The sequence below is a fragment of the Streptomyces longwoodensis genome, assembly GCF_001514125.1.
GTDB classification, from domain to species: Bacteria; Actinomycetota; Actinomycetes; order Streptomycetales; family Streptomycetaceae; genus Streptomyces; species Streptomyces longwoodensis.
Window position 1 is genome coordinate 232,421 of record NZ_KQ948549.1, and the last position, 25,665, is coordinate 258,085.

The window sequence follows — 25,665 nt, forward strand, 5'->3', positions numbered from 1 at the left end:
AGGGCCAGGAGCCGTACGGGCCCGGCGGCAGGCGGGGGCCGCAGCGGCACCGGCCGCTGCGGCCCCCCGGCCCCTGTCACACCGACCGGTGGTACTGGTGCGGCACCCGCACCTCCACGCCGAGCGCCCGGGCGGCGTGCCGGGCCCAGGACGGGTTGCGCAGCAGCTCGCGGCCGAGGAGGACCGCGTCCGCCTCGCCGTTGGCGACGATCTTCTCGGCCTGCTCGACGTCGGTGATCAGGCCCACGGCCGCGACCGGCATCGGCGTCTCGGCCTTGACCCGGGCGGCGAAGGGCACCTGGTAGCCGGGGCCCGTGGGGATGCGGACGGGGGCGTTGCCACCGGTGGAGACGTCCACGAGGTCGACGCCGTGGGCGTGCAGGTCCCGCGCCAGGCGCACGGTGTCGTCGGCCGTCCAGCCGTCCTCCTCCAGCCAGTCGGTGGCGGAGACGCGGAAGAACAGGGGCTTGTCCTCGGGCCAGACGGCGCGCACGGCGTCGACGACCTCCAGCGCGAAGCGGGCGCGGTTGTCGAAGGAGCCGCCGTAGGCGTCGGTGCGGTGATTGCTGTGCGGCGAGAGGAACTCGTGGATGAGGTAGCCGTGGGCGCCGTGCAGTTCCACGACCTCGAACCCGGCGGCGAGCGCCCGCCGGGCCCCGTCCACGAACTGCTGTACCACGTCGCCGATCTGAGCGGTCGTCAACTCGTCCGGCACCGGGTGGCGTTCGTCGAAGGCGAGCGCGCTCGGCCCGACCGGCCGCCACCCGCCCTCCTCCGGCGCGAGCGGCGCCCCGCCCTTCCACGTCCGGTCGGTCGACGCCTTGCGCCCGGCGTGGGCCAGCTGAACGGCCGGCACGGTGCCCTGCTCCGTCAGGAACCGGGTGATCCGGCGGAAGCCCTCGACCTGGGCGTCGTTCCACAGGCCCAGGTCGTACGGCGAGATGCGCCCCTCGGGGCTGACGGCGGTGGCCTCGGCGATGACCAGGCCGGTGCCGCCGGTCGCGCGAGCCCCGTAGTGCGTGAGGTGCCAGTCGGTGGGAACGCCCGTCGCGGGGCCCTCGGGAGCCGCCGAGTACTGGCACATGGGAGGCATCCACACGCGGTTCGGGATCGTCACGTCGCGCAGTGTCCAGGGCTCGAAGAGCGCACTCACGGAAAGCTCCGTTCGTCGGGGTGCCGGTGTCACGTCGTACGATACTCGTCGTACTACGGGAGATGTCAAACTACGATGGACCTCGTACGATGGGCTGACCCCGAGGAAAGTGGAGCCACCGTGACCACCGCAGCGCCCGCCCCCGTCCCCGCCGCCGGCGGTGGCCGTGACCTGCCGCACCCGGCGCCCGAGGAGATCCGGCTGGAGTCGGTGCTGCACGCGCTCTCGGACCCGATGCGGCTGCGGATCGTGCGGGAGCTCGCCGTCGAGGGGGACGAGCTGTCCTGCTCCCAGTTCGCCCTGCCGGTGACCAAGTCGACGAGCACGCACCACTTCCGGGTCCTGCGCGAGGCGGGCGTGATCCACCAGGTCTACCGGGGCACGGCGAAGATGAACGGACTGCGCAAGGACGACCTGGACGCCCTCTTCCCGGGGCTCCTCGACTGCGTCCTCACCGCCGCCCACCGCCAGTCGCTGCGCCTCGGGGACGGCTGAGCCGGTTCTCCGGGGGAGTGGCCGAGGAGGGCGCCACGCATCCGGGTGCCTCGGGCGACCCCGATGACCTCAGCCGTGTCGCCGGTCCGGGCCCGCCCCGCCGACCGCCTCGCGCAGCGCCGCCCGGTCCGGCAGCTTGACCGGGCCGCCCCGCCCCAGCGCGGCCCCGAGCGCCGCCTCGGCGCGCTCGATGTCCAGCCAGCCGCTCCACTCCACCGGCTCGGCCCCCGCCGCCCGCAGCAACGGCAGGGGATCCGCCGGCACCTCCCGGCGGGCGAGCGCCGGGGCGTCCGCGAGCAAGGAGGCGACCGTCTCCTTGGCGCAGGGCCGGTTGGTGCCGATGACCCCGGTGGGCCCGCGCTTGATCCAGCCGGCCACGTACTCGCCCGGCGCCACCGCCACCCCGCGCAGCACGCGGCCCGCCCGGTGCGGCACGGTCCCGCGCGCGGGGTCGAAGGGCAGCCCCTCCAGCGGCACTCCGCGGTAGCCCACCGACCGCAGCACCAACTGGGCCTCGATCTCCTCGAACCGGCCCGTGCCGGTCGCCCCGCCGTGCCCGTCGGGCGCCGTCCGCTCGAACCGCACGGCGGCCACCCGCCCGTCCCGGGCGAGGAGTTCGACCGGCCGCAGGAAGAACCGCAGCCGGATGCGCCGCCGCGCCGCTCCCGGCGGCCGCGCGGCCCAGTCCCGCAGCACATCGACGTTGCGCCGCTGTGCCGAGGGCAGCCCGGAGGGGTCGGCGGCATCGGGGTCGAGCGCCAACTCGGCCGCCTCCACCACCGCTTCGGTCTCCGGCAGGGACCCGAGCTCGCGCAGTTCCTTGGTGGTGAAGCGCGCCTGGGAGGGACCGCGCCGGCCCACCATGTGCACGGTGTCGACCCGGCTCGCGGCCAGCGCGGTCAGGGCCGCCTGCGGCATGTCGGTGGCGCTCAGCTCGGCCGAGCCCCGGGCCAGGATGCGGGTGACGTCCACCGCGACGTTGCCCACCCCGACGACCACCGCCGACCGGACGCCGCGCAAGAAGCCGTCCGCGACCGCGTCCGGGTGGGCGCTGTACCAGGACACGAACTCGGTCGCCGACCAGCTGCCCGGCAGGTCCTCACCGGGAATCCCCAGCCGCCGGTCGGCCGCCGCGCCCACGCAGTACACGACCGCGTGGTACAGCTCGCGCAGTCGGGCCACGGGCACCCCTCCGGCGCCCACCTCCACCCCGCCGAGGAAGCGCACCCGCTCCTCCTCCAGCACCGTGCGCAGCGTGTGCTGGAGGGACTTGATCTTCTCGTGGTCCGGGGCGACGCCGTAGCGCACCAGCCCGTAGGGGCACGGCAGTCGGTCCAGGACGTCGACGCGCACCTCGGGGTCCTGCTGGAGCAGACTCTGGGCGGTGTAGACCCCGCTCGGCCCGGAGCCGACCACGGCGACTCGCATGGCTCCAGCATCGCACCGCGGGCGGCCGCCCGACAGGGGTACCGCACGCACCGGCCGCGCGCGTCACCCGGCCGGCGGCACACCCCTGATCGGCGGCGCCCCCGCACGGTCGGCCGCGCCCCGTACGCCCTCAGCGCATCGTCAGCATCCGCTGGATTTCCGTGGTCTGCTGGGCGACCACGTCGTCCGCCATCTCCTCGATCCGCAGGTTGTTGCCCTGCGCCTTGACGTCCGTGGCCATGGTGATCGCCCCCTGGTGGTGGGTGATCATCAGGGTCAGGAACAGCTGGTCGAACGCCGCGCCCCGCGCCGCCCTCAGCTGTGCCAGCTGCGCCCCGGTCGCCATCCCCGGCATCGCCGCGTGGTCGTGCCGGCCGGCCGTCCCGTCCTTCTCGTACGACGTCAGCCAGCCCCGCATCGACGTGATCTCCGGCCCCTGTGCGGCGGCGATCCGGGACGCGAGCCGCTTGACGTCGCCCGACGCGGCGCGGTCGGGGACGAGCGCGGCCATGTCCAGGGCCTGCTGGTGGTGGACGATCATCATCCGCGCGTACGCCACGTCGGCCGCGTTGGGGGTGTCGTCCTCGGCGCGCTGCTGGGCCGCCTCCCGCGCGGACAGGGTCCGGTTCCCCTCCCCGGGCGCACCCGGGACGATCACCGAGGGGCCGCTCCCGCCGGCCGGCTCCGGAGCGGCGTCCGACCCGGAGTCGCAGCCCGCGAGGGCCAGGGCCAGGGCGGCGGTGAGAGCCAGGGACGCACGGCGGAACAGCACAACAACCTCCTGCAGCGCGGTACTTGGTGGCCCGTCAGGGCCGACCGTCAGGACCCGTACCTGTCCTGTGTGTCACCTGTCGAAAAGTTGTGGGGTGAACGCGTTGCCATCTGTTGGCTTGAGCATGACTAAGACGATACTGCGGAGGACCGTGATCCGTTCCCCGTGAACGGCAACGAGGGAGGAAGCAGTGACCCTGTTGAACGCATCCCGAACGCGGCACAGACGACTGGGAGTCGTGGCGGCCGGCGCGGGCCTCCTGGCCGCCCTGCTCACCGCCACCCCGGCGGGCGCCACCCCCGACCCCGGGGACGCCCCCACCGCCGACAAGGCGGTGTCCGCCCGGGCGCAGGCCGACGCGGCCGAGGCGATCGCGGCCGGCGAGATACCCGGCCAGGACGAGATCGTCCACTCCGCCAACCTCGAGCACCTCGTCAACGTCCCCAAGGACGCCCTCGCCGGCATCAACTCCGACCTCGCCTTCCAGGGCCGGTACGCCTTCGCCGGCAACTACGACGGCTTCCGCGTCTTCGACATCAGCAACCCCAGGGCGCCGAAGACGATCGCCCAGGTACTGTGTCCGGGCTCGCAGAACGACGTGTCCGTCTCCGGCGACCTCCTCTTCCTGTCCACCGACTCCTCGCGCAGCGACAGCAGTTGCAACAGCACCACCCAGCCCGCGACGGAGAAGTCCTCCTGGGAGGGCATGAAGGTCTTCGACATCAGCGACGTGCGCAACCCGAAGTACGTCGCCGCCGTCGAGACCGCGTGCGGCTCGCACACCCACACCCTGGTGCCCGAGCGGAAGAACGTGTACATCTACGTCTCCTCCTACTCGCCCAGCGCCAGCTACCCCGACTGCCAGCCACCGCACGACGGCATCTCCGTCATCAAGGTGCCGCGCAAGGCGCCCGAGCAGGCGGCCGTGGTGAACTTCCCCGTCCTGTTCCCCGGTGAGGGCCCGGACGGCGGCGGCAACCCGGGCGCGCCCACCAACCCCGGGGTGTCCAAGACGACCGGCTGCCACGACATCACCGTGCTGCCGGCGCAGGACCTCGCGGCGGGCGCCTGCATGGGCGACGGCATCCTGTTCTCCGTCAAGGACCCGGAGCACCCCAAGGTGATCGACCGGGTCCAGGACAACGTCAACTTCGCCTTCTGGCACTCGGCGACCTTCAACCAGACGGCGAACAAGGTCGTGTTCACCGACGAGCTGGGCGGCGGCGGAGCGGCCACCTGCAACGCCGCCGTCGGCCCGGACCGCGGCGCCGACGGCATCTACGACATCGTCGGCAAGGGCGACAAGCGCAAGCTCGTCTTCCGCGGCTACTACAAGATCCCGCGCCACCAGGCCGACACCGAGAACTGCGTGGCCCACAACGGCTCGCTGATCCCGGTCAGGGGCCGCGACATCATGGTGCAGGCCTGGTACCAGGGCGGCGTGTCCGTCTGGGAGTTCACCGACTCCGCCCACCCGAAGGAGATCGCCTACTTCGAGCGCGGCCCGCTGACCACCGACGCGCTCAGCGTGGGCGGCTCCTGGTCGGCGTACTACTACAACGGCTACATCTACTCGAACGACATCGCCAAGGGCTTCGACGTCCTGAAGCTCACCGACCGCCGCACCGACCCGGCCCAGCGCGTCCGGCTGCCCGGACTCAACGTCCAGACCCAGCCCGACTACTTCGACTGAGCCCCCGGCTGCTTCGGCCGGACGCCCGGCCGCGGCTGCTCCCCGGGCCGCGTCCCGGTCGCGAAGTACCGGGACAGGTCCGTCTCGCACGTCCCGCCGGGCGCCTCGCCGTCCGGCGGGACGCCCAGCTCCCAGTCCAGCCCGTAGCGCCGGAACAGCTCCGCGCGCATCGTCGCGAACGACATCGGCACGTTGGGCAGGACCATCGCGAACACCGCGCCCATCAGCAGCGACCGCATCATGGGGTAATCGACGTCGACGTCCCGCGAGCCGTGCCGGACCACCGTCTCGCGCAGCAGCTCCGCCAGCCGCCGCTGCTCCGGGCACTGCACGAACCCCTCGGTGTCCAGCAGCCCCGCCATGTGCTGGCGCATCAGGACCGTGCGGTCCCGAGCCAGTCCCAGGATCGCGTCGATGGCCCGGGCCATCCGCTCCCTGCCGTCCTCGGTGCGCGGCGCGCGCTCCAGGGCCTCCTCCAGCGTGCGGTGCATCAGCCGGTGCACGGCCGACTGGACCAACTGGCGCTTGCCCGGGAAGTAGTACGACACCAGACCGCGCGCCGAACCGGCCCGGTCCGCGATGTCGGCCAGCGTCGTGGCGTCGTAGCCGCGCTCGCCGACCAGCTCCAACGACGCCTGCAGCAGCCGCTCCCGGGAGCGCCGTCGCAATTCTTCATTGACCGAGGCGCTGCGCGGGGACATGCTGGACTCCTGCGTTGATTGGCTGCCAGCCAATATACTCAACGCATGCCGGTCGGCGCCCTGGGGCGCACGACCGCAATCCGCCTCGGACGACACGGGGGATCGTCCGAGGCGGACCCTTTCCACCCCGAAAGTTCGCTCAGGCTACTTCTGTCGCGGAGGCTTCGGCCGAACGGTCGCCCCGCGGGCGTGATCTCCTTAGGCTGGCCACGACACCCAGGCCCGGGGAAGGTGAGCGGACATGGAGCAGGAGCAGGACCGCCGGATCCTGTCGAGGATCTCGGAGATGGTCGAGGACGAGCACAGGCTCCGGTCGGACCTCGCCGCCGGGCGCATCGACGGCGACACCGAGCGACAGCGGCTGGCCGAGCTGGAGCGCGCGCTGGACCAGTGCTGGGACCTGCTGCGCCAGCGGCGCGCCAAGAGCGAGTACGGGGAGGACCCCGACGAGGCCCGCGTGCGCCCCTCGTCGCAGGTGGAGGGCTACCGGACCTGAACGGCCGACGACCGGGCAGCGGTCGGCGCCCGCGGGGCGTCGCGCGCCGCGGCGGACCACCGCCACCGCCCGGCGTCAGCCGAGCGCCGCCGCCAGGTCCGGTACCGGGCGCAGGGCGTCCGGGCGGAGGCGCGCGGGCCGGTGGTCCACGAAGTGCACGGCACAGCCCAGCGCCGCCGCGCCGCCGTCCGCCCGCCGGTTGTCGCCCACCATCAGCGTGCGCCGCGGGTCCGCGCCGAGCGCCTCGCAGGCCACCCGGAACAGCCTCGGGTCCGGCTTCTGCACGCCGTGCTCGTACGACAGCACGTAGGCGTCCACGTGCGCGTCGAGGCCGTGCGCGCGGAACACGGGGCGCAGGTCCCAGCCGATGTTGCTCACCACGCCGACGCGGACGCCGCGGTCCACGAGCGTCCGCAGCACCTCGGCGGCGTCCGGGTACGGCGCCCACGCGGCCGGGCTCATGTGCCGCTCGTACAGGGCGTCGTAGAGCGCCGGGTCGGGCAGCGGCACCCGGCGGGCCAGCCCGGTGTACGCGGCCCGGTGCAGCGCGGCGCTCTCGTCGCGCCGCCGCCACAGTTCCGTCAGCTCTTCCGGGACCCACTGCGGGGGCGCGCCCCCGGGCAGCGCACCGGCCGCCTCCAACGCCCGCGCCTTCCCCTCCAGTTCCGCCTCGGGGAGCGTCGCGCCGGTCTCGTCCAGGGTGGCCCGCAGCCAGGACCCGGCGGACTCGATGCGGAACAGCGTGCCGGAGAAGTCGAACAGGACGGTCGCCATGGCACCGATCCTAGGAGGCGGTGATCGCGCGCGTGGCCCGCTTCCCTGGGCAGATGGACCTCACCGCCGCGCGGGAGGCGCCGGCCGCCACCGGCGGTGCGCGATGATCGCCCCCGCCACCAGGGTTGCGCCCAGCAGCCAGCCGCCGAGCACGTCCGACGGCCAGTGCACGCCGAGCCACACCCGGGTCAGACCGACGCCGGCCACCGAGACCACCGCCAGCGCCACCGCCGTGCGCCACAGCGCCGCGGGCGGCCCGGCGCGGTGCAGCAGCCACAGCAGGAGGCCGCACACCACGGTCGCGGTCAGGGCGTGGCCCGACGGGTACGCCGCGAAGTGGGCGGTGTCCACCGGGTCGGGCCACCACGGGCGGGGGCGGCCGACCGCGGCCTTCAGGCCCTGCTGCACCAGGGTGCCGAGCGCCGACACGGCCACCAGCCAGCAGGCCGTCCACCAGGCCCCGCGCCGCCACACCAGCCACGCCGCCACCGCCGCGCCCAGCAGCCGCATCGTGTTGGGGTCCCACACCCAGTCGGACAGGATGCGGAACGTGTGGGTCACACCCGGCTCGTCGACGGCCCAGCGGTGCGTGGTGCGGGCGACGGAGTCGTCGGCGGACATCAGCGGCTCCCATCCGACGGCCACCAGCACCAGCAGCACCAGGGAGCACAGCGACAACAGCACCGTGGCGCGGACGGCCGTACGGGACACCGGCGGACGGGACGGGGCGTCGACGGGCGGGGTGCTCATGCAGCGATCCTCGCCGAAGGGCGGGGTGCGAGGCCAACCCGGACGGCGGTGCCGGCAGGGGCACTACGCGGCGGGGGCCGCCTGCTGGAGCAGGGCATCCAGCAGGTGCACGGGCGGCCTGCGGGCGGCCTACGCGTCCTGGACGCCCTGGCCGGCCGGGTCCGCGTCCGGCCCCGCCAGCGTCCAGCCCGCCGCGGCCACCTCCGCGTGCAGCTCGCCCCGGGTGACCGGCTCGCCGCAGTGCGCGCAGACCGGGCGGAGGCTGAAGTCGTGGTCGTGGTGCCGCAGCTTCATCGGCGGGGCGTCGGTCAGCCAGCGGTCCCCCCAGCGCAGCAGTTCGCGGATGACGCCGACCAGGTCGTGGCCGGCCTCGGTCAGGTAGTAGCCGTCGTGGCGCGGTTCGTCGGGCAGCGGGCGGCGCTCCAGGACGCCGTCGGCGACCAGGCTCTTCAGCCGGGCGGACAGGCGGTCCGTGGGGGCACCGGTGTTCCTGGCGATCTGGCGGAAGCGGTGGTTGCCGAACGTGACCTCGCGGACGGCGAGCAGCGACCAGCGGTCGCCCACGACCTGCAGGGTGGCGGCGATCGAGCAGGGGCGGCCGGGGACCTCGTACGGATCGGTGTGTGGAGTGGTCACGCTCCGAGTATCCCGCGCGGACTTTGAATGTCAAAGCTCGGTCAAGGTCGGGATCCCGCGCCCGAAGCGGTTTGAATTTCAAACCGTGCCGTGCTTCGCTGACCCCATGAGTCCCTCGCTTTGGTTTTCACAGCAACGCCTGGCGTCGATCGTCATCCTCCTGGCCGTCTTCATGACGAACCTCGATCTGTGGATCGTCAACGTCGCGCTGCCCGCCATCGGCTCGTCCTTCGCCTCGTCGTCCGGCGGGGCGGCCACCCTGAGCTCCTTGTCCTGGGTGCTGAACGCCTACGCCATCGCCCTCGCGGCCCTCCTCGTCGTGGCGGGCCGCCTGGGTGACCGGATAGGGCAGCGGCCGGTGTTCCTCGCGGGAGTCACCGTCTTCACCCTCGCCTCGCTCGGCTGTGCCCTGGCGCCCGACCTGATCACCCTCGTGGCCGCCCGGGCCCTCCAGGCGGTCGGCGCCGCCGCCCAGTTGCCCACGTCCCTGGCGCTCCTGCTGGCCTCCGTGCCGGCCGGGCAGCGCACCCGCGCCACCCGCAACTGGGCGGCCGTGGGCGGGCTCGCCGCGGCCGCGGGCCCCGTCGCCGGGGGACTGCTGGTCCAGGTCGACTGGCGCTGGGTCTTCGTGATCAACGTCCCCATCGGCATCGCCACCGTGGTCGCGGGGCTGCGCGTCCTGCCGTCGACCGCACGCACGGAGAAGGGGCGCCTGCCCGACCTGACGGGTGCCCTGCTGATCACCCTCGCGATCGCCGCTCTGTCCGGCGCCCTGGTGCAGGCACCGGACTGGGGCTGGCTGGACGCCAGGAGCCTGGCGCTCTTCGCCCTCGCGCTGGCCGGCGCCGCCGTCTTCGTCCGCCGCTCGCTGCGGCACAGCCACCCGCTGTTCGAACTGCCCCTGCTGCGCCTGCCCCAGTTCGGTGCCGCGAGCGCCGGCACCTTCGCGTTCGGCATCGCCTTCGCGATCATGCTCCTGTCCAACGTCCTGTGGTGCCAGGAGATCTGGCACTGGAGCGCCCTGCGCACCGGCGTCGCCATGGTGCCCGGCCCGGCCCTGGTCCCCGTGGTCACCGTGCTCACCGCGCGCTCCGCACAGCGCCTGGGACACGGGCCGCTGGTCGCCACGGGCGGACTGCTCTTCGCCGCCGCCATGCTCTGGCGCACCTGCTTCGCGTCCCTCGACGCCGACTACTGGCTCGACCTGCTGCCCAGCCAGGTTCTCGGCGGCGTGGGCGTCGGGCTGACCCTCGGCACCCTGGTGGCCGCCGGCGTCAGCTCCCTGCCCGGCCACCGGGCGGCCACCGGGTCGGCGCTGGTCAACTCCGTGCGTCAGATGTCCGCCACCGTGGGCGTCGCGCTGCTGGTCGCCATCGTCGGGACGCACGTCGGCCCGGCGCAGCGGCAGGACTTCCGGGTCGCATGGGTGGTGGCGGCGGCGCTGAGCGTCGCGACGGCCGTCGTCGGCGTGCGGCTCACCCGCACCGCCACCCGTGCACGCGGAGCCGCCACCCCGGTGGAGGCCCCGGCGGCCGCCCCCCTCACCGAGCCGCGCTGAACCGGTCACCCCCACACCCGCCGGGACGATCGGCGCCAACTGGCGCTTGCGGGTGCGGCGTCCGGGGGGCCGCGGCCCGCGGCCCCCTAGCCCAGCACCCGGAGCGCCGGCACCAGCGTCACCAGCACCGGGAGCGCGGGGACCAGCGCGGCCGTCGCGGTGAGGCCGAGCCTGCGCGTCGCGGGGAGGCGGTCCCGGGGGGTCAGCAGGCGCCGGACGCGCTGCGGGACGTACGCCTGCGGGGTGGGGGAGGGTCCGAACACCCCACGGTCCTCGTTGAGTTCGACCAGGGCGAGGGCCGTGGTCAGCCGGCCGTGGCGCCGGGAGGCCACGTCGTCGGCGGCCAGCTCGACCAGGTGGTGCATCTCGTCGCGGAACGCCGCGAACACCGGAACCTGGGGGAACCCGCTCGCCAGCGCGGTCGAGCAGTGCAGCAGCCAGTGGTGCCGGGCCTGCGCGTGCCCCTGCTCGTGGGCCAGGACGGCGTCCAGCCGCCGCCCCTTCAGCCGACGCAACGCGGCGGTGGTCACCACCAGTTGGGGCGCGGACCCCGGCAGCCACCAGGCGTCGGGCCGCTCGCCCTCCAGCACCACCAGCCTCCCCGCCTGTGGCTCCTCGCCCGGCAACAGCGGTGCGCGCAGCCGGAGTTCGGCCTGGCGCAGCCGCAGCCCCCGCCGGGCCCGGGCGACCTCGCGGACGAGCATCGCGCCGCTCCACAGCCCGGCGCAGAACAGCGCCACGGCGACCGGGGCGGCCCACGGACCGGGCGCGCCCAGGGCGTACGCCTCCACGACCCCGGGCGGCGCGGGCGCGAACACGTGCCCGCGCACCGCCTGCCAGGCGGCCGCCGCGCAGAGGGTCATCGACAGCGCGCAGCACAGCAGCACCGCCGCCACCACGCACTGCCACGCCCACAGCGCGACCACCGGCTCGCGGTCCGGCCAGTCGGCCCGGGCGAGCAGTCGGGGGGCCACGACGGCCGTCACGGCGGCGAGCAGCAGCAGGACCGCGGGGACCATCATGGGCAGCACCTTATGAGCGGCCCACCGTCCGGCGGTACGGCCTCCCGCGGCAAAGTGACGCACTCCACCCACCCACGCACGCCACGCACCCACGCACGCCACGCACGCCACGCGCGCCGCACGCGCCACCTGCGCAGGCACCGCGCCCCCTCACATCGTCAGCAGCATCGCCAGCATCCCGATCCCCATCGACAACCGGCACGCGCGTGCCAGTTCCGGCCGGTCGCCCCAGCGCGGGGCACCGTCGGCGGCACGCCCCCCGGCCGCCGACGGCACTCCCGTCACCGCCGCCCCCGCCGGTACCGGGACCAGCCGCGCACCGGTGACGAGGACGTAGCCGGTGAAGTAGACCAGCAGCGCACCGGTCAGCACCGGGACGCCGGACGCCCCGTGCACGTGGCCGTGGCCCCCGGCGGGGGAGGCGGCCATGGTGAGCGCCATGTAGACCATCGCCGCCGTGCCCACGAGGTGGTGCAGGTGGTGGGTGCTGCGGCGGACCGCCCACAGGGCGCGCAGCGCCGCCGCGCCGAAGACCACGGCGTAGGCCGGCCATGCCCAGCCCGGCGGGGCGAACACCGCGGCCGGCACGGCCATCACGGCCATCCCGAACCCCATCAGCGCCTCGCCGCCCGCGGCCCGGCGCTGCTCCTCGACGCCGCTGCGCATCCGCAGCAGGCAGTAGGTCCCGGTCACCGCGCACAGCGCCACCAGGAGCCAGCCGGGCGAAGCCGGTCCGTGCACGCGCACCTCCCCGCTCGACGGTCGCTCATCGGTCCGCTCCAGGGGATGCCATGCCCGAGGCGCGCGGCGCGCACGCAAGCGCAGAGGTGTACACGGGGGGCATTCGACGGAGCACGCGGGGTGAGCCGCAGGTGAGCCACCGGCCCGCAGCTCGCCCCGCAGATGTTTCACTGGTAAAACACCTGCTAAGTTGGATGCATGTCCCCGCGCCGTCTCCCCCCTCCCGGTACCCCAGGCCGACTCCCCCTCGCGGGTGTGCTGCGGCTGGGCAGGCCGTCGCCGATCTGGTTCAAGCCCGCCCTGAGCGTCGTGGTCGCGGTCGCCCCGCCGAACCTCACCCTGCTCGCGCTCGGCCGCCTCGACCTGGCGATGTACACGATGGCCGGCTCGCTGTGCGCGCTGTACGCCCACAACCGCCCGTACGCCGCCCGGGCGCGCGCCCTGGTGTGGGTGGTCCTCGGGATGGTCGCCGGGCTGGCCGTGTCCCTCGTCGCCGCCTCGCTCACCGCGAACGCCGTCGTCCTCGTCACCGTCGGCGCGCTGCTGGCCGCCGCGCAGAAGACGCTGTGCGACGCGACCCGCGTGGGACCGCCCGGGAACGTGGTGCTCACCTTCATCAGCTCCGCCGCCCTCTTCGTCCCGCAGACCCTCGGCCAGGTGCCCGGTCACCTGGGCCTGGCCCTCGCTGCCGGCGCCTGGGCGTGGCTGGTCGGCATGGCCCCGGGACTGCTGCGGCCGCACGGCCCCGAGCGGAGGGCCGTCGCCCAGGCCCTGAACGCGACCGCGACGTACGTCCAGCGGTACCGGGAGGCCCCCGGCGCGGCGGACGACCCCGGGCTCCGCGCCGCCCCCGCCGGCGCCGTGCAGGCCGCCTGGCAGACGCTGCTCGCCCCCGGTGCCCGCACCGACGCCACGCGCCGCGCCCTGGAACGGCTCGTGGTCCGCGCCGAGGTCGCCCTCGCCGCCCCGGCCGACACCGACCCGGAGCGGCTGCGCGCGTGGTCGCGCGATCTGCGCGGCACCGCGGCCGTCCCGCACCCGGACGACCTGGCCGACGACGACGAGATACTCGGTGTCGAGGCCGAACTGGCCGCCGAACGCCACCCGTGGGTCGGCCGCCTGCGCCACCTCGCGCCCCTCGCCGCCCGCACCGCGCTGGGCTGTGCCCTGGCCGGCTACGTCTCCCTGGCGCTCGGCGTGGGACGCCCGTACTGGGCCCTGGTCACCGCCGCCTCCCTGTACCAGGCGAACCTCGCCCTCACCTGGAGCCGGGCCGTGCAGCGCGTGGTCGGCAACCTGGTCGGCGTCCTCGCCTTCGCCGCGCTCGTGCCGCTCGCCCACCTGCACCAGGCGGCGCTCGTCCTGTGCTGCCTCGCCCTCAACTTCGGCGCGGAGGCCCTGATCAGCCGCAACTACTGGCTGGGCAGTGTCTGCGTGACCCCGATGGCGCTGCTCATCACCGAGTTCGCCCACCGCCAGGACTCCGGCGAGCTGATCACCGAGCGGGTCGTGGACACCGTCGTCGGCGCCCTGGTCGGCTTCGTGGCGGCGCTGGTCGTCACCAACCGCAGTGCGGGCGACCACCTCGCCCAGGCCCTCGGCACGGCCGAACGCGCCCGTGAGCGCACGGCCCGCCTGCTCGCCGAGCCCGCGCCGGCACCCGCCGCGCTGGAGGCGGCCCGCCGCTCGCTGACCGCCGCGCTGGCCGACCTGCGCACCACCGCCGACGCCGCCTCCGGCGAGTGGTGGCAGCGCGCCCTGCCCCAGGAGAGGGTGGTGGCGGCCGAGCGGTCCGGACACCGTACGCTCGCCGCTACGGTACGGCGCCAGGGCCTGCTCCTGGCCCGGGACACGGACGGCGGAGCGGAGGACGTACGGCGATGACGGCACCCCAGGTGGCCAGCGCGGGGAGCACGGCCGGGGCGGACACGGCACGGACGGAGACCGGCCGGGGTACCGGCACGGGTACCGACAGGGGCACCGGCACCACCACCGGCACAGGTACCGGCCAAGGCACCACCCCCGCCGCCGCCCGGGACACCGTCGCCGCCGTCGTGCGGCAGTGGCGGGAGGTGCACCCCGACCTGGACACCGGGCCCATGGAGGTCATCGGACGGGTGAACCGCTGCGCTGCCCTCCTCCAGCAGGCCGAGGACGCGCCGCTGCGCCGGGCCGGCCTGAGCCGCGCCGAGTTCGACCTGCTCGGGGCGCTGCGCCGCACCGGGCACGAGCTGACGCCCGGCGAACTGGCCCGCGAGACCTTCTCCTCGGGGGCCGCCGTCACCAAGCGCGTCAAGCAGCTGACCGAGCGCGGCCTGGTGGAGCGCCGGGGCGACACCCGGGACCGGCGCGTGGCCCACGTACGCCTCACCGAGGAGGGACGGGCCCTGGTCGACGGCATCCTGCCCGAACAGCTCGCCTACGAGAAGGCCGTGCTGTCCGCGCTGGACGACGACCGGCAGGGGGAACTCTCCGCCCTGCTGGGAGAGTTGCTCAGCCGTCTGGAGGGCCACATGCAGGGGCTGCGGCCCTGAGCGGCGGGGCCGCGCACCGCGCCGCTCCCGGTGGCGTTCCTCATCCCTCGTCCCCCGAGCGGTAGACGCCGAACATCGCGCCCTGCGGATCGCGCAGCACCGCGATGCGGGGGCCGTCCGGCACGCTCGTGGGTTCCATCAGGGCGGTGCCGCCCGCGCCCGTGGCGACGGCCGTCGCGTCGTCGACGTCGGCCACCGCGAAGTAGGGCAGCCAGTGCGGCGGCACCTCGGGCGGGAACTTGTCGTCCATCGGCACCATCCCGCCGAAGTCCGCTCCGCCGACACCCCACTGCGTGTAGTTCTCCGAGGTGCGCACGGTCCAGCCGAACACCGTGGTGTAGAAGGTCTCCGCCCGCGGGGCGTCGCGGGTCAGCAGCTCCACCCAGCCGAGCGCACCGGGCACGTTGAACACGCCGGCGCCGGGGAACGCGCGTGCCTGCCAGAGCTGGAAGACCGCGCCGACCGGGTCGGCCGCCACCACGAACCGGCCCGCCTCCAGGACGTCCATCGGACCCACCAGGACCCGGCCGCCGAGCTCGGTCAGCAGCCGGCAGGTGACCTCGGCGTCGGACACCCCGAAGGAGACGTTCCAGGCCACCGGCTGCTCCGGCTGGTACAGCGGGGCCAGCGCCGCCACGGCCGTGTCGCCGAGGTGGGCCATGGTGTAGCCGCCCGCCTCCTGCCGCGGGTCCGTCTCGGACCGCCAGCCGAACAGCTCGCCGTAGAAGCGACGGGCGCCGTCGACGTCGCTGGTGCCCAGCTCCGTCCAGCAAGGGCTGCCGGGGACGGGCTTGTCGAGCTCCATGTGGTTCCTTCCGCGCGGACAGGCCCCTTCCAGCACGCTAAGCCCGGGTCAGCGCCCCGGCCATCCGGGGGATCAGATCCCCGGCCGGTACCGGATCGGGTGGTCCGCGGGCACCTCGACCAGCACGATCGGCAGTCCGTCCGGGTCGGCGATCCACATCTCGACCAGGCCCCACGGCTCCTTCACCGGCGGCCGGACGATCTCCACGCCCTTCGCCCGCAGCTCCTCGTGGGCCGCCGCGGCGTCCGGCACCTGGAGCCAGAGCCGCAGGGAGGGGTCCGGCGGGGTCGGTGCGCGGCCGGAGAGTTCCAGGAAGCCGCCGCCGAGGAAGTAGACGGTCCCGCGCTCCGGACCGGTGCCGAACTCCCGGGCCACGGCGAGCCCCAGCCGCTCGCCGTAGAAGTCGCGGGACCGGTCCGGATCGGTGGGCCGGATCAGCGTCCGGCTGCTCAGTACCTGCACCATGCACCCGGACACTAGTGCCTGCCGCCCGGATCGGCCCGGGCCCGAGGCGCCCGTAGGTCAGGGGTGGCCCGATCCGGGCGGCGGGCCGGTGCCCGCTACCCTCGTACCGGCCCCGCCGCGCCCGAGATCGGAGATCCCCGCATGGACACCGCCGCAGCCACCCCGCTGAGCTTCCGCGACGCCACCGAGGCGGACGTGGACGCGCTGGTCGCGCTGGTGGAGTCGGCGTACCGGGGGGACTCCAGCCGGGCGGGCTGGACGACGGAGGCGGACATCCTCGACGGGCAGCGCACCGACCCCGAGGGCGTGCGCGACATCGTCACCTCGCCCGACAGCCGGCTGCTCACGGTGGAGCGCGAGGGCCGGATCGTGGCCTGCTGCCAGCTGGAGCACCGCGGCGAGCACGCCTACTTCGGGATGTTCGCGGTCAGCCCCGGGGAGCAGGGTGCCGGGCTCGGCAAGGCGGTCCTCGCCGAGGCGGAGCGGCGGGCCCGCGAGACCTGGGGCGCCACCGAGATGCACATGACGGTGATCTCGGTGCGCGAGGACCTCATCGCCTGGTACGAGCGGCGCGGCTACCGCCGTACGGGGCGGACGACGCCGTTCCCGTACGGCGACGAGCGGTTCGGCATCCCGCGCCGCGCCGACCTGGCCTTCGAGCTGCTGGTCAAGCCGCTGGTGTGACGTTCCGCCCCCGGGGCGCTCAGGCCGTGAAGCGGCCGGTGCGCTTGATCTCCGGGAGGTCGGTCGTCGCGCCGTCCAGCCCCAGGGCCCGTACGAGCCGCAGCTGGTCCTGGGTGTTCACCACCCAGCCGATGACCCTGAGGTCCTTCGCGCGGGCCAGTTCCACGATCTCCAGGGTGAGCCGGCGGATGTTCAGACAGAGTGTCCCGGCGCCCGCGGCGACGGCCCGGTCCACCACGTCGGTGCCGTAGAGGCTGCCGATCAGCGCGGTGCGCACGCCGGGCACCAGCCGGGCGATCTCGGCGATCGCCTCGTCGTGGAAGGACGACACCTCCACCCGGTCCACCAGTGCGCGCGCGTGCAGCACCTCGGCGAGCGCCCGCGCCGCCTGCACGTCCTTGATCTCGGCCTGGAGCGGGGTGCGCACCGCGTCCAGGACCTCCTCGAACACCGGGACCCGCTCCCCGCGCCCCGCGTCCAGCGCGCGCAGCTCGGCGAGGGTCTGCTCGGCGATCGGGCCGGTGCCGTCGGTCGTGCGGTCCACGTCCGCGTCGTGCATGACGACGAGCGCGCCGTCCTTGCTCAGGTGGAGGTCCAGCTCGATGACGTCGAGGCCGGCCTGCTCGGCGGCGACGAAGGACCGGAGGGTGTTCTCGGGCTCGACGCCCATGAGTCCGCGGTGACCGATGGTGAGGAAGTTCAACGTCGCCTCGCTTCCGTCGACGGCAGCCGGAGCCGCAGCCTAGTGCTCTTCGCCAGGGATGTACCCGCCCTTACACCGGAGTTTCCGTCGCCGTCACACGGCCGGGGAAGGCGCCGTCCCGGCGGGGAACGGCAGGAAAAACTTCCGTTACCGCAAAGTCATACGGGACGATTTCCCGATGATCCCCTTGCTGGAGGAAACCTCGTCCGCATACGGTGTCCTTACGCGAGGTTCTCCAGTGGAGGATGGGACATGACGGAAATTCTTGTGCAGGCGGCGACCGAGGAGCAGGTTCCTACGGCCGGCAGGGTCGTGGAGCACCCGGCCTGGCCGCGGCTCAAGGATGCCGTGGAGCAGATACGGCCCTGGCAGTCCAAGGACGGCTCGATCGACTTCGACGCCGAGGGCGCCCCGGGCCGGGCCGACGCCGAGGCCGCCGTGCGCCGCGTGGCCGAGGCGGTCCGCGAGCTCTCCCCGCTGCTCCCGCACGACGCCGCCTACCACGAGGCCCTGGTCAAGGACCTGCACGCGTGGGCCGACGGCGGTTTCGCGGTGCCGGACTTCCTGGACTCGCTGCTGGCCTTCCAGCCCGCCGCCGACCGCCGCGACGGTCTGCAGCACCTGGTCGTCTTCCCGATGTACACGCAGAACGGCAACCCCGACCGCAACCTCGAGGCGGTCGTGCTGCGCATGGTCTGGCCGGACTGGCTCGCCGAGCTGGAGCGCACCCGCTACGACAACCCGCTGTTCTGCGGCATCACCTTCGAGGACTTCACGGCGGGCTACGACACCAACTCCGCCGTCCTCTTCCCCGAGACCATCGCCGTCCGCCAGGCGCCGGAACGTTTCACCTGGGGTGGCATCTTCTGCGACCGCGAGGCCGCCCGCTTCCGCCGCGTCACCGCCGCCGCCGTCGACATCCTCGGCCTCGACCTGCCCGAGGACATCGCCGCGATGGTCCACGACCAGAAGCGCTGCCAGGACGCCTTCGTGCTGTGGGACATGGTCCACGACCGCACCCACAGCCACGGCGACCTGCCGTTCGACCCGTTCATGATCAAGCAGCGCCAGCCGTTCTGGATGTACGGCCTGGAGGAGCTGCGCTGCGACCTCACCGCCTTCAAGGAGGCCGTGAAGCTGGAGGCCGACGGCGTCCCGCAGGCCCGTGACGTGCAGTACGCGGTCCTCTTCGACCGCATGTTCCGCTTCCCCGTCACGGGCGAGCGGGTGCGCAACTACGACGGCCTCGGCGGCCAGCTGCTCTTCGCCTACCTGCACAAGCACGACGTCGTCCGCTGGACCGACAACAAGCTGCACATCGACTGGCAGCGCGCCCCGCAGGTCACCAACGAGCTGTGCGCCGAGATCGAGAAGCTGTACCGCGACGGCATCGACCGCCCGAAGCTCGTCCACTGGTTCGCCGGCTACGAGCTGGTCGCCACCTACCTCGCCCCGCACCCCGGCTCCACGTGGGCCAAGGGCCCCGACGCCCTGGACCTGACCCAGCCGCCGCGCAAGCTGGTGGACGACGTGCTCCCGGACGAGTTTCCCCTGAGCATGTTCTATGAGGCACTGTCCAAGAAGCTGAAGAACGTGATCGCCTCCACCAAGGGCATCACGGCCGACGGCGCCGAGCGGGTCGCCGCGTGAGCGACCGCCTCCAGCACACTGCCGCGAAGGGGAAGAACATGGGCAACGGGGCTCTCGACGGTGCGGTCATCGCGGTGGCCGGTGCGGGCGGACCCGCCGGCCGGGCGGCACTGCTGCGGCTGGCCGAGGCCGGCGCCACGGTCATCGGCGCGGACAACGACCCGGAGCGGCTCGCCGAGGCCGTGGACGCGGCCCGCTACGCCTCCGGCGGGGCCACGGTCACCGGGGAGACGGTCGACCTGCTCGACCTGCAGTCCACCCGTGACTGGGCCGCCCGCACCGAGAAGGAGTTCGGCCGCGTGGACGGCCTGGTCCACCTCGTCGGCGGCTGGCGCGGCAGCGAGACCTTCATCAAGACCAGCCTCGACGACTGGGACTTCCTGGAGCTGCTGCTGGTGCGCACCGTCCAGCACACCTCGCTGGCCTTCTCCCAGGCGCTGCAGCGCAGCGACCGCGGGCGGTACGTGCTGATCAGCGCCGCGGGCGCGACCAGGCCGACCGCGGGCAACGCGGCGTACGCCGCCGGCAAGGCCGCGGCCGAGGCGTGGACGCTCGCCATGGCGGACTACTTCCGCAAGGCCGGGGGCGAGCAGGGGCCGACGTCGGCGGCTGCGATCCTGGTCGTGAAGGCGTTGGTGCACGACGCGATGCGCGCGGACCGGCCCAACGCGAAGTTCGCGGGCTTCACCGACGTCAAGGACCTCGCCGAGGCGATCGTCGGGGTGTGGGAGAAGTCCGCCCCGGAAGTGAACGGACAGCGCCTGTGGCTCACCGAGAAGCCGTGAACCCCCCGAAGACCGACGCGCGTCGTCATCACGACCCGGAGGTCCGCGGTTTCGCCAGCGACAACTACGCCGGGGTCCACCCCGAGGTCCTGGCCGCCCTGGCCCTGGCCAACGGCGGCCACCAGGTGGCGTACGGCGAGGACGACTACACCGAGAACCTCCAGCGGATCATCCGCAGCCACTTCGGCCCCACGGCGGAGGCGTTCCCGGTGTTCAACGGCACCGGGGCCAACGTCGTCGCGCTCCAGGCGGTCACCGACCGCTGGGGCGCGGTGATCTGCGCGGAGAGCGCCCACATCAACGTCGACGAGGGCGGCGCCCCCGAGCGGATGGGCGGGCTGAAGCTGCTCACCGTGCCGACGCCGGACGGCAAGCTCACCCCCGAGCTGATCGACCGGCAGGCGTGGGGCTGGGACGACGAGCACCGGGCGATGCCGCAGGTCGTGTCGATCACCCAGAGCACGGAGCTGGGCACCCTCTACACGCCCGAGGAGATCCGCGCGATCTGCGACCACGCGCACGCGCACGGCATGCGGGTCCACCTCGACGGATCGCGGATAGCCAACGCGGCCGCCGCGCTGGACGTCCCGATGCGGACGTTCACCAACGCGGTCGGCGTCGACATCCTGTCCCTGGGCGGCACCAAGAACGGTGCGATGTTCGGCGAGGCGGTCGTCGTCATCAACCAGGACGCCGTCCGCCGGATGAAGCACCTGCGCAAGCTGTCCATGCAGCTCGCCTCCAAGATGCGGTTCGTCTCGGTGCAGTTGGAGGCCCTGCTCGTCAAGGACCTGTGGCTGCGCAACGCCCGGCACGCCAACGAGATGGCCCAGCGCCTCGCCGAGGGCGTCCGCGCGGTGCACGGTGTGGAGGTCCTGCACCCGGTGCAGGCCAACGGCGTCTTCGCCCGGCTCCCGCACGACGTGAGCCTGCGCCTGCAGAAGCGCTTCCGCTTCTACTTCTGGGACGAGGCCGCCGGCGTCGTGCGCTGGATGTGCGCCTTCGACACGACCGAGGACGACGTGGACGCGTTCGTCGCGGCGGTCAAGGAGGAGATGGCCCGGTAGCGGCCGGACCGGCTCGCCAACTGCATAGGTATGCGGTCACCTGAAAAGTCATTGACGCTCGGGTGATCGCTTTCCTATGCTCTGCGGGCATGCAGCTGATCCAGAACACGCCCGACCTCTCCGCGTATCTCGCCGCCGACGAGGTCATCGACCACGACCACCCGGTGGTCGGAAGGACGGCCGCCGACCTCGCCCGGGAGGCCGTCGACTCGTATGACTATGCACGGGCCGCCTTCGCGTTCGTCCGCGACACCATCCCCCACTCCCAGGACGCCGGGGACCCCCGCGTGACCTGGCGCGCCTCGGACGTCCTGGAGCAGCGCACCGGCATCTGCCACGCCAAGGCCCACGCGCTCGCCGCCCTGCTGCGCGCCGAGGACATCCCCGCCGCGCTGTGCTACCAGCGCCTGCGCCACGACGACGGCACCGGACACGTCGTCCACGGGCTGGTCGCCGTCCGCTTCCACGGCGCCTGGCACCGCCAGGACCCCCGCGGCAACAAACCCGGCGTCGACGCCCGCTTCTCCCTGGACGGCGAGCGCCTGGCCTGGGTCCCCGACCCGGCGGCCGGCGAGCGAGACTACCCGGAGCTGTACGCCGCACCCCACCCGCTCGTGCTCGACGCGCTGCGCGCCGCACCCGACCGTGAGCACCTGTGGAGGTCGCTGCCCACCGCGCTCTGAGCCGGTCAGGCCGGGCCGGTGAGCAGCGCCCGCGCCGTCCGGCGGAACTCCGTCACCAGACGGCGGCGGTCTCCCGCCCGGGTCACCAGCAGCACCGGGGTGGGTCCGACGTCCTCCAGCGGCACCGTCGTCAGGTCGGGGCGCAGCGCGTGCGTCCGGGGCAGCGGGACGATGGCCACCGCCCGCCCGTCGGCGATCACCTCGAACTTGTCCTCCAGCTCCTCCACGACCGGACCGTCCGGAGCGGGGCGCCCGTCGGGCCGCGGGTCGATGCGCCAGTACGCGTTCCACGCCGCGTCCCGCACCACCGGCATCGGCTCGTCCCCGAGGTCGTCGAGGGTCACGCCCTCCTTGCCCGCCAGCCGGTGGTCCAGCGGTACGACCAGCACCCGCGGCTCGTCGTACAGGCGCGTGACCTCCAGCCCCTGGGTGCGCAGCGGCTGCCGGGTCACCGCCGCGTCGACCCGGTGGTCCAGCAGCGCGTCCCGGGACTCGTTCCACTTCAGGTGGACCGCGCGCACGTCCGCGTCGGGCCGGCGGTGGCGCAGCTCGCGCACCGCGGGCGTCACGATGATGCCCAACGTGTAGCCGACGGTCAGCACGTCCGACTCCCCGGCGGAGCGGGCGTGCGCCGCCGCCTCCGCGGCCGCCCGCAACAGGGCCTGCGCGCGCGGCAGGAACGCCTCGCCGGCCTCCGTCAGCCGGGTGCCGCGCGGGGTGCGGTCCAGCAGCCGGGCGCCCACCTGCTGTTCCAGGCGGCGGACCTGCCGGCTCAGCGACGGCTGGGCGATGCGCAGCGCGTCGGCGGCCCGCCCGAAGTGACGGTGCTCGGCGACGGCGACGAAGTACCGCACCAGACGCAGGTCGAGGTCCACGGACGGCGGCGGGGTGGGCGGCATACCCCCCACGGTAACCCCGGCCGGCACGCCGCGACCGCCGTGCGCTGCGGTGATGCCCGAAACGCATCACGTCGTGCCGAACGGGTCTTGGACCCGCGGGGCGGCCCGCCCGCAGGCTGGAGTCACCGGCCCGGCGGCGGATCCGCCGGGCCCCCGCCGTTCGATCCCGTTCGGTCCCCGCTCCATCCCCCTTGAGGAGTGCAGTCACTGTGCGTGTCTTCGTCACCGGTGCCACCGGCTTCATCGGCTCCGCCGTGGTCCGTGAACTGCTCGACGCCGGCCACCAGGTGGTCGGCCTGGCCCGCTCCGACCGGGGCGAGGCGTCACTGAAGGAGGCCGGCGCCGAGCCGCTGCGCGGCGACCTCACCGACCCCGACACCCTGCGCCGGGGCGCCGCCGAGGCGGACGGCGTCATCCACCTGGCCTTCATCCACGACTTCCAGAACTACGCGGCGGCCGCCGAGGCAGACACCCGGGCCATCGAAACCATGGCCGGGGAACTGGCGGGCTCCGACCGGCCGTTCGTCGCCACCTCGGGGACGCTGCTCGTCGCCCCGGGACGGCTCGCCACCGAACGGGACGTCCCCTCGGCGGAGGGCCGGGCCCTGCCGCGCAAGTCCGAGGAGACCGCCCTGTCGTTCGTGGAGCGGGGCGTGCGCGCCTCGGTCGTGCGGCTGTCGCCGACCGTGCACGGCCGGGGCGACCACGGCTTCGTCCCGCGGGTCATCGAGGTGGCCCGCGCCCAGGGTGTGTCGGCGTACCCGGGCGGCGGCTCCCAGCGCTGGTCGGCCGTCCACCGCCTGGACGCGGCGCGCCTGTTCCGGCTGGCCCTGGAGAAGGCCCCGGCGGGCAGCCGGCTGCACGGCGCCGACGAGGAGGGCGTGCCGGTCCGCGCCATCGCCGAGACTGTCGGCCGTCACCTGGGCGTCCCGGTGCGGTCGCTGCCGGCGGACGGGGCGGAGCAGCACTTCGGCTGGCTCGCGCCGTTCCTGTCGGTGGACGGCCCGGCCTCCAGTGCCCTGACCCGCGAGCTGCTGGACTGGCACCCCGAACAGCCGGGCCTGCTGGCCGACCTGGACGAGGGCCACTACTTCGGGGCGTGAACCCCCGCCGGGGGAGGGGGCGATGGGGCGCGGGGAGCCCGACGGGACGGGACCCGGCGGCCTTCCCCCGAGGGGTCCCCGGCCGGCCCGCTCAGCGCGCCTCGGCCTCCCGGACCTGCTCCGGCGTCGGTGCCGTACCGCCGAGGTGGGCCGGCATCCACCAGGTGTCGTCCGGGCCCTTGGGGCGCACCGGGTAGGCGCGCTGGGCGGCCTCCAGCAGTTCCTGGACGCGCTCGCGCAGACGGCGCGTGATGGCGCCCGCGTACTGGTCGCGCGGGGCCTCGACCGCCTCGCCCACCCGGATCGTGATCGGCAGGTGGCTGCGGCGGAAGTTGCGCGGGTGCCCCTTGGTCCACAGCCGCTGCGTGCCCCACACGGCCATCGGGATCAGCGGCACGCCCGCCTCCTGGGCGAGGCGGGCGGCGCCCGACTTGAAGCTCTTCAGCGTGAACGACGGGGAGATGGTGGCCTCGGGGAAGACACCGATGATCTCGCCGGAGCGCAGCGACTCCAGGGCGTGCTGGTAGGCGGCCTCGCCCTGGGCACGGTCCACGGGGATGTGCTTCATCCCGCGCATCAGCGGGCCGGAGATCCGGTGCCGGAAGACCGACTCCTTGGCCATGAAGCGCACGACGCGCTTCTGCGGGAGCGCGGCCAGGCCGTCGAAGATGAAGTCCAGGTAGCTGATGTGATTGCTCACCAGCACGGCTCCACCCGACCGCGGGATGTTCTCGGATCCCTTGCAGTCGATCTTGAGGTCCCAGACCTTGAACAACGTCTTCGCGAAACCGATGACGGGACGGTAGACAAGCTCTGCCATGGGTGGGGCGGACCCTTCCTCTTCTTCTCGGCCTGGGAAGGGGACTCCCGGCGGGGAAAGTTACGCTGCCGTAGGTTTGCGGCATCTCGCAGATCGTGCCCGAAGAACGGCCGGACCTCCAGTCCTGGTGCCCGGCCACCGCGAGATCCTCGTCACGTCCGCAGTGCGACCCGCCCCGCCCCGCCGCCTCACTCGGCGGGCACCGTCACCCGGCGCAGGAGCAGGTACGCCTCGCAGCCCAGGCAGTACCCGAAGGCGGCGCTGAGAAACGCCGCCGCGAGCGCCGCCCCCGTGGCCGCGAGCCCCAGCCACGCGGGGCCGGCCCAGAAGCCGACGAGCCCCACCCCGGCGAACACCAGCCCCACGGCCTGCGCGAACCGCGGCGGTTCGGGCGACTCGAAGGTGGTCGGCGGCCCCAGCCGGGGCCGCACCACCGCACGGAACAGCAGGCCGTAGGGTGAGCGCGCCACCCCGCCCGCCGCGCCGAGTGCGAACGCCAGCGTCTGCCAGGCCAGCAGCCAGGCGCTGCCGGTGATCAGCACGACCGCGAGGACCACGGTCGTGACGGCCGCGCCGAAGCGCGGCCCTCGTGCATCGATGTCCATGAATCAAGCATTCCGCAGCGGAAACGGGGAAGGGAGGCGGGAATCTTTTCAGTCTCGTGAACGGTTGATCGGACGATGACGGGAATCGTGGTGTGCCTCGCGGTGCTCGCTGCGGCGAGCGCCTTCGGGGTCGTGCAACGACGACGGAGCGGGAGGGTCCGGGTGCGCGGGCGGGACGAGGGCAAGCGGCTGCGGTCCGACCGGCTGGGCGGCGAACTGGGCACGCGCGCCACGCTCGTGCAGTTCTCCAGCGCCTTCTGCTCGCCCTGCCGGGCCACCCGGCGGGTCCTCGGCGAAGTGGCGGCCATGGTCCCGGGCGTCACCCACCTGGAGATCGACGCCGAGGCCCGGCTCGACCTGGTCCGTGAGCTCGACATCCTCAAGACGCCGACCGTGCTGGTGCTCGACGCCGACGGACGGGTCGTGCGCCGCGCCACCGGGCAGCCCCGCAAGGCCGACGTCATCGCCGCGCTGGGCGAGGCGGTGTGAGGCCGGCGGCGGCCCCGGGCCCCCTCACGCGGACCGGTACGCACTTGACCGGCCGGGCCGTGCCTCGTCAGCCTGACCCCATGCCCCAGGAACTCCTTCTCCACGGGCGGGTCCACGTCGACCTGGCCCGTCACGCGAGCGCGCGCTGTCCGGG

28 protein-coding genes are annotated in these 25,665 nt (G+C 73.9%); 13 read left to right on the plus strand and 15 right to left on the minus strand.

Annotation, left to right across the window (positions count from 1 at the left end):
* Positions 1-76: 76 nt before the first annotated feature.
* Positions 77-1,153: an NADH:flavin oxidoreductase/NADH oxidase gene (locus tag AQJ30_RS01060; RefSeq protein ID WP_067227702.1), complete on the minus strand. Its 1,077-nt coding sequence runs from the start codon at positions 1,151-1,153 to the stop codon at positions 77-79.
* Between the two features lie 120 nt (positions 1,154-1,273).
* Between AQJ30_RS01060 and AQJ30_RS01065 the strand changes: the two genes are divergently transcribed.
* Positions 1,274-1,648 carry an ArsR/SmtB family transcription factor gene (locus tag AQJ30_RS01065; protein WP_067227704.1) on the plus strand — a complete coding sequence of 125 codons (375 nt, stop codon included), beginning with the start codon at positions 1,274-1,276 and terminating at the stop codon, positions 1,646-1,648.
* 69 nt (positions 1,649-1,717) lie between these two features.
* Here AQJ30_RS01065 and AQJ30_RS01070 read toward each other — a convergent pair whose 3' ends face one another.
* Both AQJ30_RS01070 and AQJ30_RS01075 read right to left on the minus strand, forming a co-directional pair.
* Positions 1,718-3,076: an FAD-dependent oxidoreductase gene (locus AQJ30_RS01070; RefSeq protein ID WP_067227705.1), complete on the minus strand. Its 1,359-nt coding sequence runs from the start codon at positions 3,074-3,076 to the stop codon at positions 1,718-1,720.
* Positions 3,077-3,206: 130 nt separating this feature from the next.
* Positions 3,207-3,848 carry a DUF305 domain-containing protein gene (locus tag AQJ30_RS01075; protein ID WP_067227707.1) on the minus strand — a complete coding sequence of 214 codons (642 nt, stop codon included), beginning with the start codon at positions 3,846-3,848 and terminating at the stop codon, positions 3,207-3,209.
* A 190-nt stretch (positions 3,849-4,038) separates the two neighbouring features.
* On the opposite strand from AQJ30_RS01075, the gene AQJ30_RS01080 reads away from it, so the two are divergent.
* Positions 4,039-5,541, plus strand: coding sequence for an LVIVD repeat-containing protein (locus AQJ30_RS01080; protein ID WP_067227708.1), 1,503 nt, complete (start codon positions 4,039-4,041; stop codon positions 5,539-5,541).
* On the opposite strand, the gene AQJ30_RS01085 is transcribed toward AQJ30_RS01080, so the two are convergent.
* A complete protein-coding gene (locus tag AQJ30_RS01085; RefSeq protein ID WP_067227710.1) occupies positions 5,529-6,242 on the minus strand; it encodes a TetR/AcrR family transcriptional regulator in 714 nt (237 codons plus the stop codon). The genes AQJ30_RS01080 and AQJ30_RS01085 overlap by 13 nt on opposite strands.
* A gap of 241 nt (positions 6,243-6,483) precedes the next feature.
* Between AQJ30_RS01085 and AQJ30_RS01090 the strand changes: the two genes are divergently transcribed.
* The gene (locus AQJ30_RS01090) at positions 6,484-6,738 is read left to right on the plus strand and encodes a DUF2630 family protein (RefSeq protein WP_067227711.1); all 255 of its coding nucleotides are present in this window, start codon (positions 6,484-6,486) and stop codon (positions 6,736-6,738) included.
* 75 nt (positions 6,739-6,813) lie between these two features.
* Here the strand turns inward: AQJ30_RS01090 and AQJ30_RS01095 are convergent, their stop codons facing one another.
* The 3 genes from AQJ30_RS01095 to AQJ30_RS01105 all read right to left on the minus strand — a co-directional run bounded on the left by AQJ30_RS01095 (position 6,814) and on the right by AQJ30_RS01105 (position 8,898).
* Positions 6,814-7,512, minus strand: a complete 699-nt coding sequence (locus AQJ30_RS01095) for an HAD family hydrolase (RefSeq protein WP_067227712.1) — start codon at positions 7,510-7,512, stop codon at positions 6,814-6,816.
* A 60-nt stretch (positions 7,513-7,572) separates the two neighbouring features.
* A complete protein-coding gene (locus AQJ30_RS01100) occupies positions 7,573-8,262 on the minus strand; it encodes a phosphatase PAP2 family protein (RefSeq protein ID WP_067227714.1) in 690 nt (229 codons plus the stop codon).
* Positions 8,263-8,391: 129 nt separating this feature from the next.
* The gene (locus tag AQJ30_RS01105; RefSeq protein WP_067227715.1) at positions 8,392-8,898 is read right to left on the minus strand and encodes a winged helix-turn-helix transcriptional regulator; all 507 of its coding nucleotides are present in this window, start codon (positions 8,896-8,898) and stop codon (positions 8,392-8,394) included.
* 106 nt (positions 8,899-9,004) lie between these two features.
* Here AQJ30_RS01105 and AQJ30_RS01110 point away from each other — a divergent pair, with 106 nt between their 5' ends.
* Positions 9,005-10,456, plus strand: a complete 1,452-nt coding sequence (locus tag AQJ30_RS01110; RefSeq protein ID WP_067227717.1) for an MFS transporter — start codon at positions 9,005-9,007, stop codon at positions 10,454-10,456.
* A gap of 86 nt (positions 10,457-10,542) precedes the next feature.
* Here the strand turns inward: AQJ30_RS01110 and AQJ30_RS01115 are convergent, their stop codons facing one another.
* Together AQJ30_RS01115 and AQJ30_RS01120 are read right to left on the minus strand one after the other, a co-directional pair.
* Positions 10,543-11,478, minus strand: coding sequence for a M56 family metallopeptidase (locus AQJ30_RS01115; RefSeq protein WP_067227718.1), 936 nt, complete (start codon positions 11,476-11,478; stop codon positions 10,543-10,545).
* A 150-nt stretch (positions 11,479-11,628) separates the two neighbouring features.
* Positions 11,629-12,219 (minus strand): DUF5134 domain-containing protein, encoded by a 591-nt coding sequence (locus AQJ30_RS01120; protein ID WP_067228838.1) that lies wholly within the window; start codon positions 12,217-12,219, stop codon positions 11,629-11,631.
* A 198-nt stretch (positions 12,220-12,417) separates the two neighbouring features.
* Here AQJ30_RS01120 and AQJ30_RS01125 point away from each other — a divergent pair, with 198 nt between their 5' ends.
* The gene (locus AQJ30_RS01125; protein WP_067227720.1) at positions 12,418-14,103 is read left to right on the plus strand and encodes an FUSC family protein; all 1,686 of its coding nucleotides are present in this window, start codon (positions 12,418-12,420) and stop codon (positions 14,101-14,103) included.
* Positions 14,100-14,753, plus strand: a complete 654-nt coding sequence (locus AQJ30_RS01130) for a MarR family transcriptional regulator (protein ID WP_079083702.1) — start codon at positions 14,100-14,102, stop codon at positions 14,751-14,753. Before AQJ30_RS01125 ends, AQJ30_RS01130 begins: the two co-directional genes overlap by 4 nt.
* A 40-nt stretch (positions 14,754-14,793) precedes the next feature.
* Here AQJ30_RS01130 and AQJ30_RS01135 read toward each other — a convergent pair whose 3' ends face one another.
* Both AQJ30_RS01135 and AQJ30_RS01140 read right to left on the minus strand, forming a co-directional pair.
* Positions 14,794-15,558 carry a VOC family protein gene (locus AQJ30_RS01135; RefSeq protein WP_067227721.1) on the minus strand — a complete coding sequence of 255 codons (765 nt, stop codon included), beginning with the start codon at positions 15,556-15,558 and terminating at the stop codon, positions 14,794-14,796.
* 72 nt (positions 15,559-15,630) lie between these two features.
* The gene (locus tag AQJ30_RS01140; protein WP_067227723.1) at positions 15,631-16,023 is read right to left on the minus strand and encodes a VOC family protein; all 393 of its coding nucleotides are present in this window, start codon (positions 16,021-16,023) and stop codon (positions 15,631-15,633) included.
* A 141-nt stretch (positions 16,024-16,164) separates the two neighbouring features.
* Here AQJ30_RS01140 and AQJ30_RS01145 point away from each other — a divergent pair, with 141 nt between their 5' ends.
* Positions 16,165-16,707: a GNAT family N-acetyltransferase gene (locus tag AQJ30_RS01145; RefSeq protein ID WP_067227724.1), complete on the plus strand. Its 543-nt coding sequence runs from the start codon at positions 16,165-16,167 to the stop codon at positions 16,705-16,707.
* 19 nt (positions 16,708-16,726) lie between these two features.
* On the opposite strand, the gene AQJ30_RS01150 is transcribed toward AQJ30_RS01145, so the two are convergent.
* Positions 16,727-17,410, minus strand: coding sequence for a glycerophosphodiester phosphodiesterase (locus AQJ30_RS01150; protein ID WP_067227726.1), 684 nt, complete (start codon positions 17,408-17,410; stop codon positions 16,727-16,729).
* Positions 17,411-17,662: 252 nt separating this feature from the next.
* Between AQJ30_RS01150 and AQJ30_RS01155 the strand changes: the two genes are divergently transcribed.
* The 4 genes from AQJ30_RS01155 to AQJ30_RS01170 all read left to right on the plus strand — a co-directional run bounded on the left by AQJ30_RS01155 (position 17,663) and on the right by AQJ30_RS01170 (position 21,595).
* On the plus strand, positions 17,663-19,060 hold the full coding sequence (locus AQJ30_RS01155; protein ID WP_067227728.1) for a DUF6421 family protein: 1,398 nt from the start codon (positions 17,663-17,665) through the stop codon (positions 19,058-19,060).
* 38 nt (positions 19,061-19,098) lie between these two features.
* The gene (locus AQJ30_RS01160) at positions 19,099-19,845 is read left to right on the plus strand and encodes an SDR family oxidoreductase (RefSeq protein ID WP_067227729.1); all 747 of its coding nucleotides are present in this window, start codon (positions 19,099-19,101) and stop codon (positions 19,843-19,845) included.
* Positions 19,842-20,912, plus strand: a complete 1,071-nt coding sequence (locus tag AQJ30_RS01165) for a threonine aldolase family protein (protein ID WP_067227731.1) — start codon at positions 19,842-19,844, stop codon at positions 20,910-20,912. Before AQJ30_RS01160 ends, AQJ30_RS01165 begins: the two co-directional genes overlap by 4 nt.
* Before the next feature lie 89 nt (positions 20,913-21,001).
* Complete coding sequence (locus AQJ30_RS01170; RefSeq protein WP_067227733.1) at positions 21,002-21,595, plus strand: transglutaminase domain-containing protein; 594 nt, start codon at positions 21,002-21,004, stop codon at positions 21,593-21,595.
* A 5-nt stretch (positions 21,596-21,600) separates the two neighbouring features.
* Here AQJ30_RS01170 and AQJ30_RS01175 read toward each other — a convergent pair whose 3' ends face one another.
* Positions 21,601-22,494, minus strand: coding sequence for a LysR family transcriptional regulator (locus AQJ30_RS01175; RefSeq protein WP_067227734.1), 894 nt, complete (start codon positions 22,492-22,494; stop codon positions 21,601-21,603).
* Positions 22,495-22,703: 209 nt separating this feature from the next.
* Here AQJ30_RS01175 and AQJ30_RS01180 point away from each other — a divergent pair, with 209 nt between their 5' ends.
* The gene (locus tag AQJ30_RS01180) at positions 22,704-23,597 is read left to right on the plus strand and encodes an SDR family oxidoreductase (RefSeq protein WP_067227736.1); all 894 of its coding nucleotides are present in this window, start codon (positions 22,704-22,706) and stop codon (positions 23,595-23,597) included.
* Positions 23,598-23,688: 91 nt separating this feature from the next.
* Here AQJ30_RS01180 and AQJ30_RS01185 read toward each other — a convergent pair whose 3' ends face one another.
* The gene (locus AQJ30_RS01185) at positions 23,689-24,417 is read right to left on the minus strand and encodes a lysophospholipid acyltransferase family protein (protein ID WP_067227738.1); all 729 of its coding nucleotides are present in this window, start codon (positions 24,415-24,417) and stop codon (positions 23,689-23,691) included.
* Positions 24,418-24,605: 188 nt separating this feature from the next.
* Positions 24,606-25,022 carry a DUF4395 domain-containing protein gene (locus AQJ30_RS01190; RefSeq protein ID WP_067227739.1) on the minus strand — a complete coding sequence of 139 codons (417 nt, stop codon included), beginning with the start codon at positions 25,020-25,022 and terminating at the stop codon, positions 24,606-24,608.
* Between the two features lie 75 nt (positions 25,023-25,097).
* On the opposite strand from AQJ30_RS01190, the gene AQJ30_RS01195 reads away from it, so the two are divergent.
* Entirely contained in the window at positions 25,098-25,511 is a 414-nt protein-coding gene (locus tag AQJ30_RS01195) for a TlpA family protein disulfide reductase (RefSeq protein ID WP_079083703.1), read from the plus strand.
* The last annotated feature ends 154 nt before the right edge of the window (positions 25,512-25,665 follow it).

What these genes read in the sequence shown, in the direction of transcription:
- AQJ30_RS01115 (WP_067227718.1), bottom strand. Translation starts at nt 11,478, where the DNA reads ATGATGGTCCCCGCGGTCCTGCTGCTGCTCGCCGCCGTGACGGCCGTC.
- AQJ30_RS01085 (WP_067227710.1), bottom strand. Translation starts at nt 6,242, where the DNA reads ATGTCCCCGCGCAGCGCCTCGGTCAATGAAGAATTGCGACGGCGCTCC.
- AQJ30_RS01110 (WP_067227717.1), top strand. Translation starts at nt 9,005, where the DNA reads ATGAGTCCCTCGCTTTGGTTTTCACAGCAACGCCTGGCGTCGATCGTC.
- AQJ30_RS01100 (WP_067227714.1), bottom strand. Translation starts at nt 8,262, where the DNA reads ATGAGCACCCCGCCCGTCGACGCCCCGTCCCGTCCGCCGGTGTCCCGT.
- AQJ30_RS01140 (WP_067227723.1), bottom strand. Translation starts at nt 16,023, where the DNA reads ATGGTGCAGGTACTGAGCAGCCGGACGCTGATCCGGCCCACCGATCCG.
- AQJ30_RS01130 (WP_079083702.1), top strand. Translation starts at nt 14,100, where the DNA reads ATGACGGCACCCCAGGTGGCCAGCGCGGGGAGCACGGCCGGGGCGGAC.
- AQJ30_RS01135 (WP_067227721.1), bottom strand. Translation starts at nt 15,558, where the DNA reads ATGGAGCTCGACAAGCCCGTCCCCGGCAGCCCTTGCTGGACGGAGCTG.
- AQJ30_RS01160 (WP_067227729.1), top strand. Translation starts at nt 19,099, where the DNA reads ATGGGCAACGGGGCTCTCGACGGTGCGGTCATCGCGGTGGCCGGTGCG.
- AQJ30_RS01190 (WP_067227739.1), bottom strand. Translation starts at nt 25,022, where the DNA reads ATGGACATCGATGCACGAGGGCCGCGCTTCGGCGCGGCCGTCACGACC.
- AQJ30_RS01155 (WP_067227728.1), top strand. Translation starts at nt 17,663, where the DNA reads ATGACGGAAATTCTTGTGCAGGCGGCGACCGAGGAGCAGGTTCCTACG.
- AQJ30_RS01090 (WP_067227711.1), top strand. Translation starts at nt 6,484, where the DNA reads ATGGAGCAGGAGCAGGACCGCCGGATCCTGTCGAGGATCTCGGAGATG.
- AQJ30_RS01170 (WP_067227733.1), top strand. Translation starts at nt 21,002, where the DNA reads ATGCAGCTGATCCAGAACACGCCCGACCTCTCCGCGTATCTCGCCGCC.
- AQJ30_RS01125 (WP_067227720.1), top strand. Translation starts at nt 12,418, where the DNA reads ATGTCCCCGCGCCGTCTCCCCCCTCCCGGTACCCCAGGCCGACTCCCC.
- AQJ30_RS01185 (WP_067227738.1), bottom strand. Translation starts at nt 24,417, where the DNA reads ATGGCAGAGCTTGTCTACCGTCCCGTCATCGGTTTCGCGAAGACGTTG.
- AQJ30_RS01145 (WP_067227724.1), top strand. Translation starts at nt 16,165, where the DNA reads ATGGACACCGCCGCAGCCACCCCGCTGAGCTTCCGCGACGCCACCGAG.
- AQJ30_RS01175 (WP_067227734.1), bottom strand. Translation starts at nt 22,494, where the DNA reads ATGCCGCCCACCCCGCCGCCGTCCGTGGACCTCGACCTGCGTCTGGTG.
- AQJ30_RS01070 (WP_067227705.1), bottom strand. Translation starts at nt 3,076, where the DNA reads ATGCGAGTCGCCGTGGTCGGCTCCGGGCCGAGCGGGGTCTACACCGCC.
- AQJ30_RS01095 (WP_067227712.1), bottom strand. Translation starts at nt 7,512, where the DNA reads ATGGCGACCGTCCTGTTCGACTTCTCCGGCACGCTGTTCCGCATCGAG.
- AQJ30_RS01195 (WP_079083703.1), top strand. Translation starts at nt 25,098, where the DNA reads ATGACGGGAATCGTGGTGTGCCTCGCGGTGCTCGCTGCGGCGAGCGCC.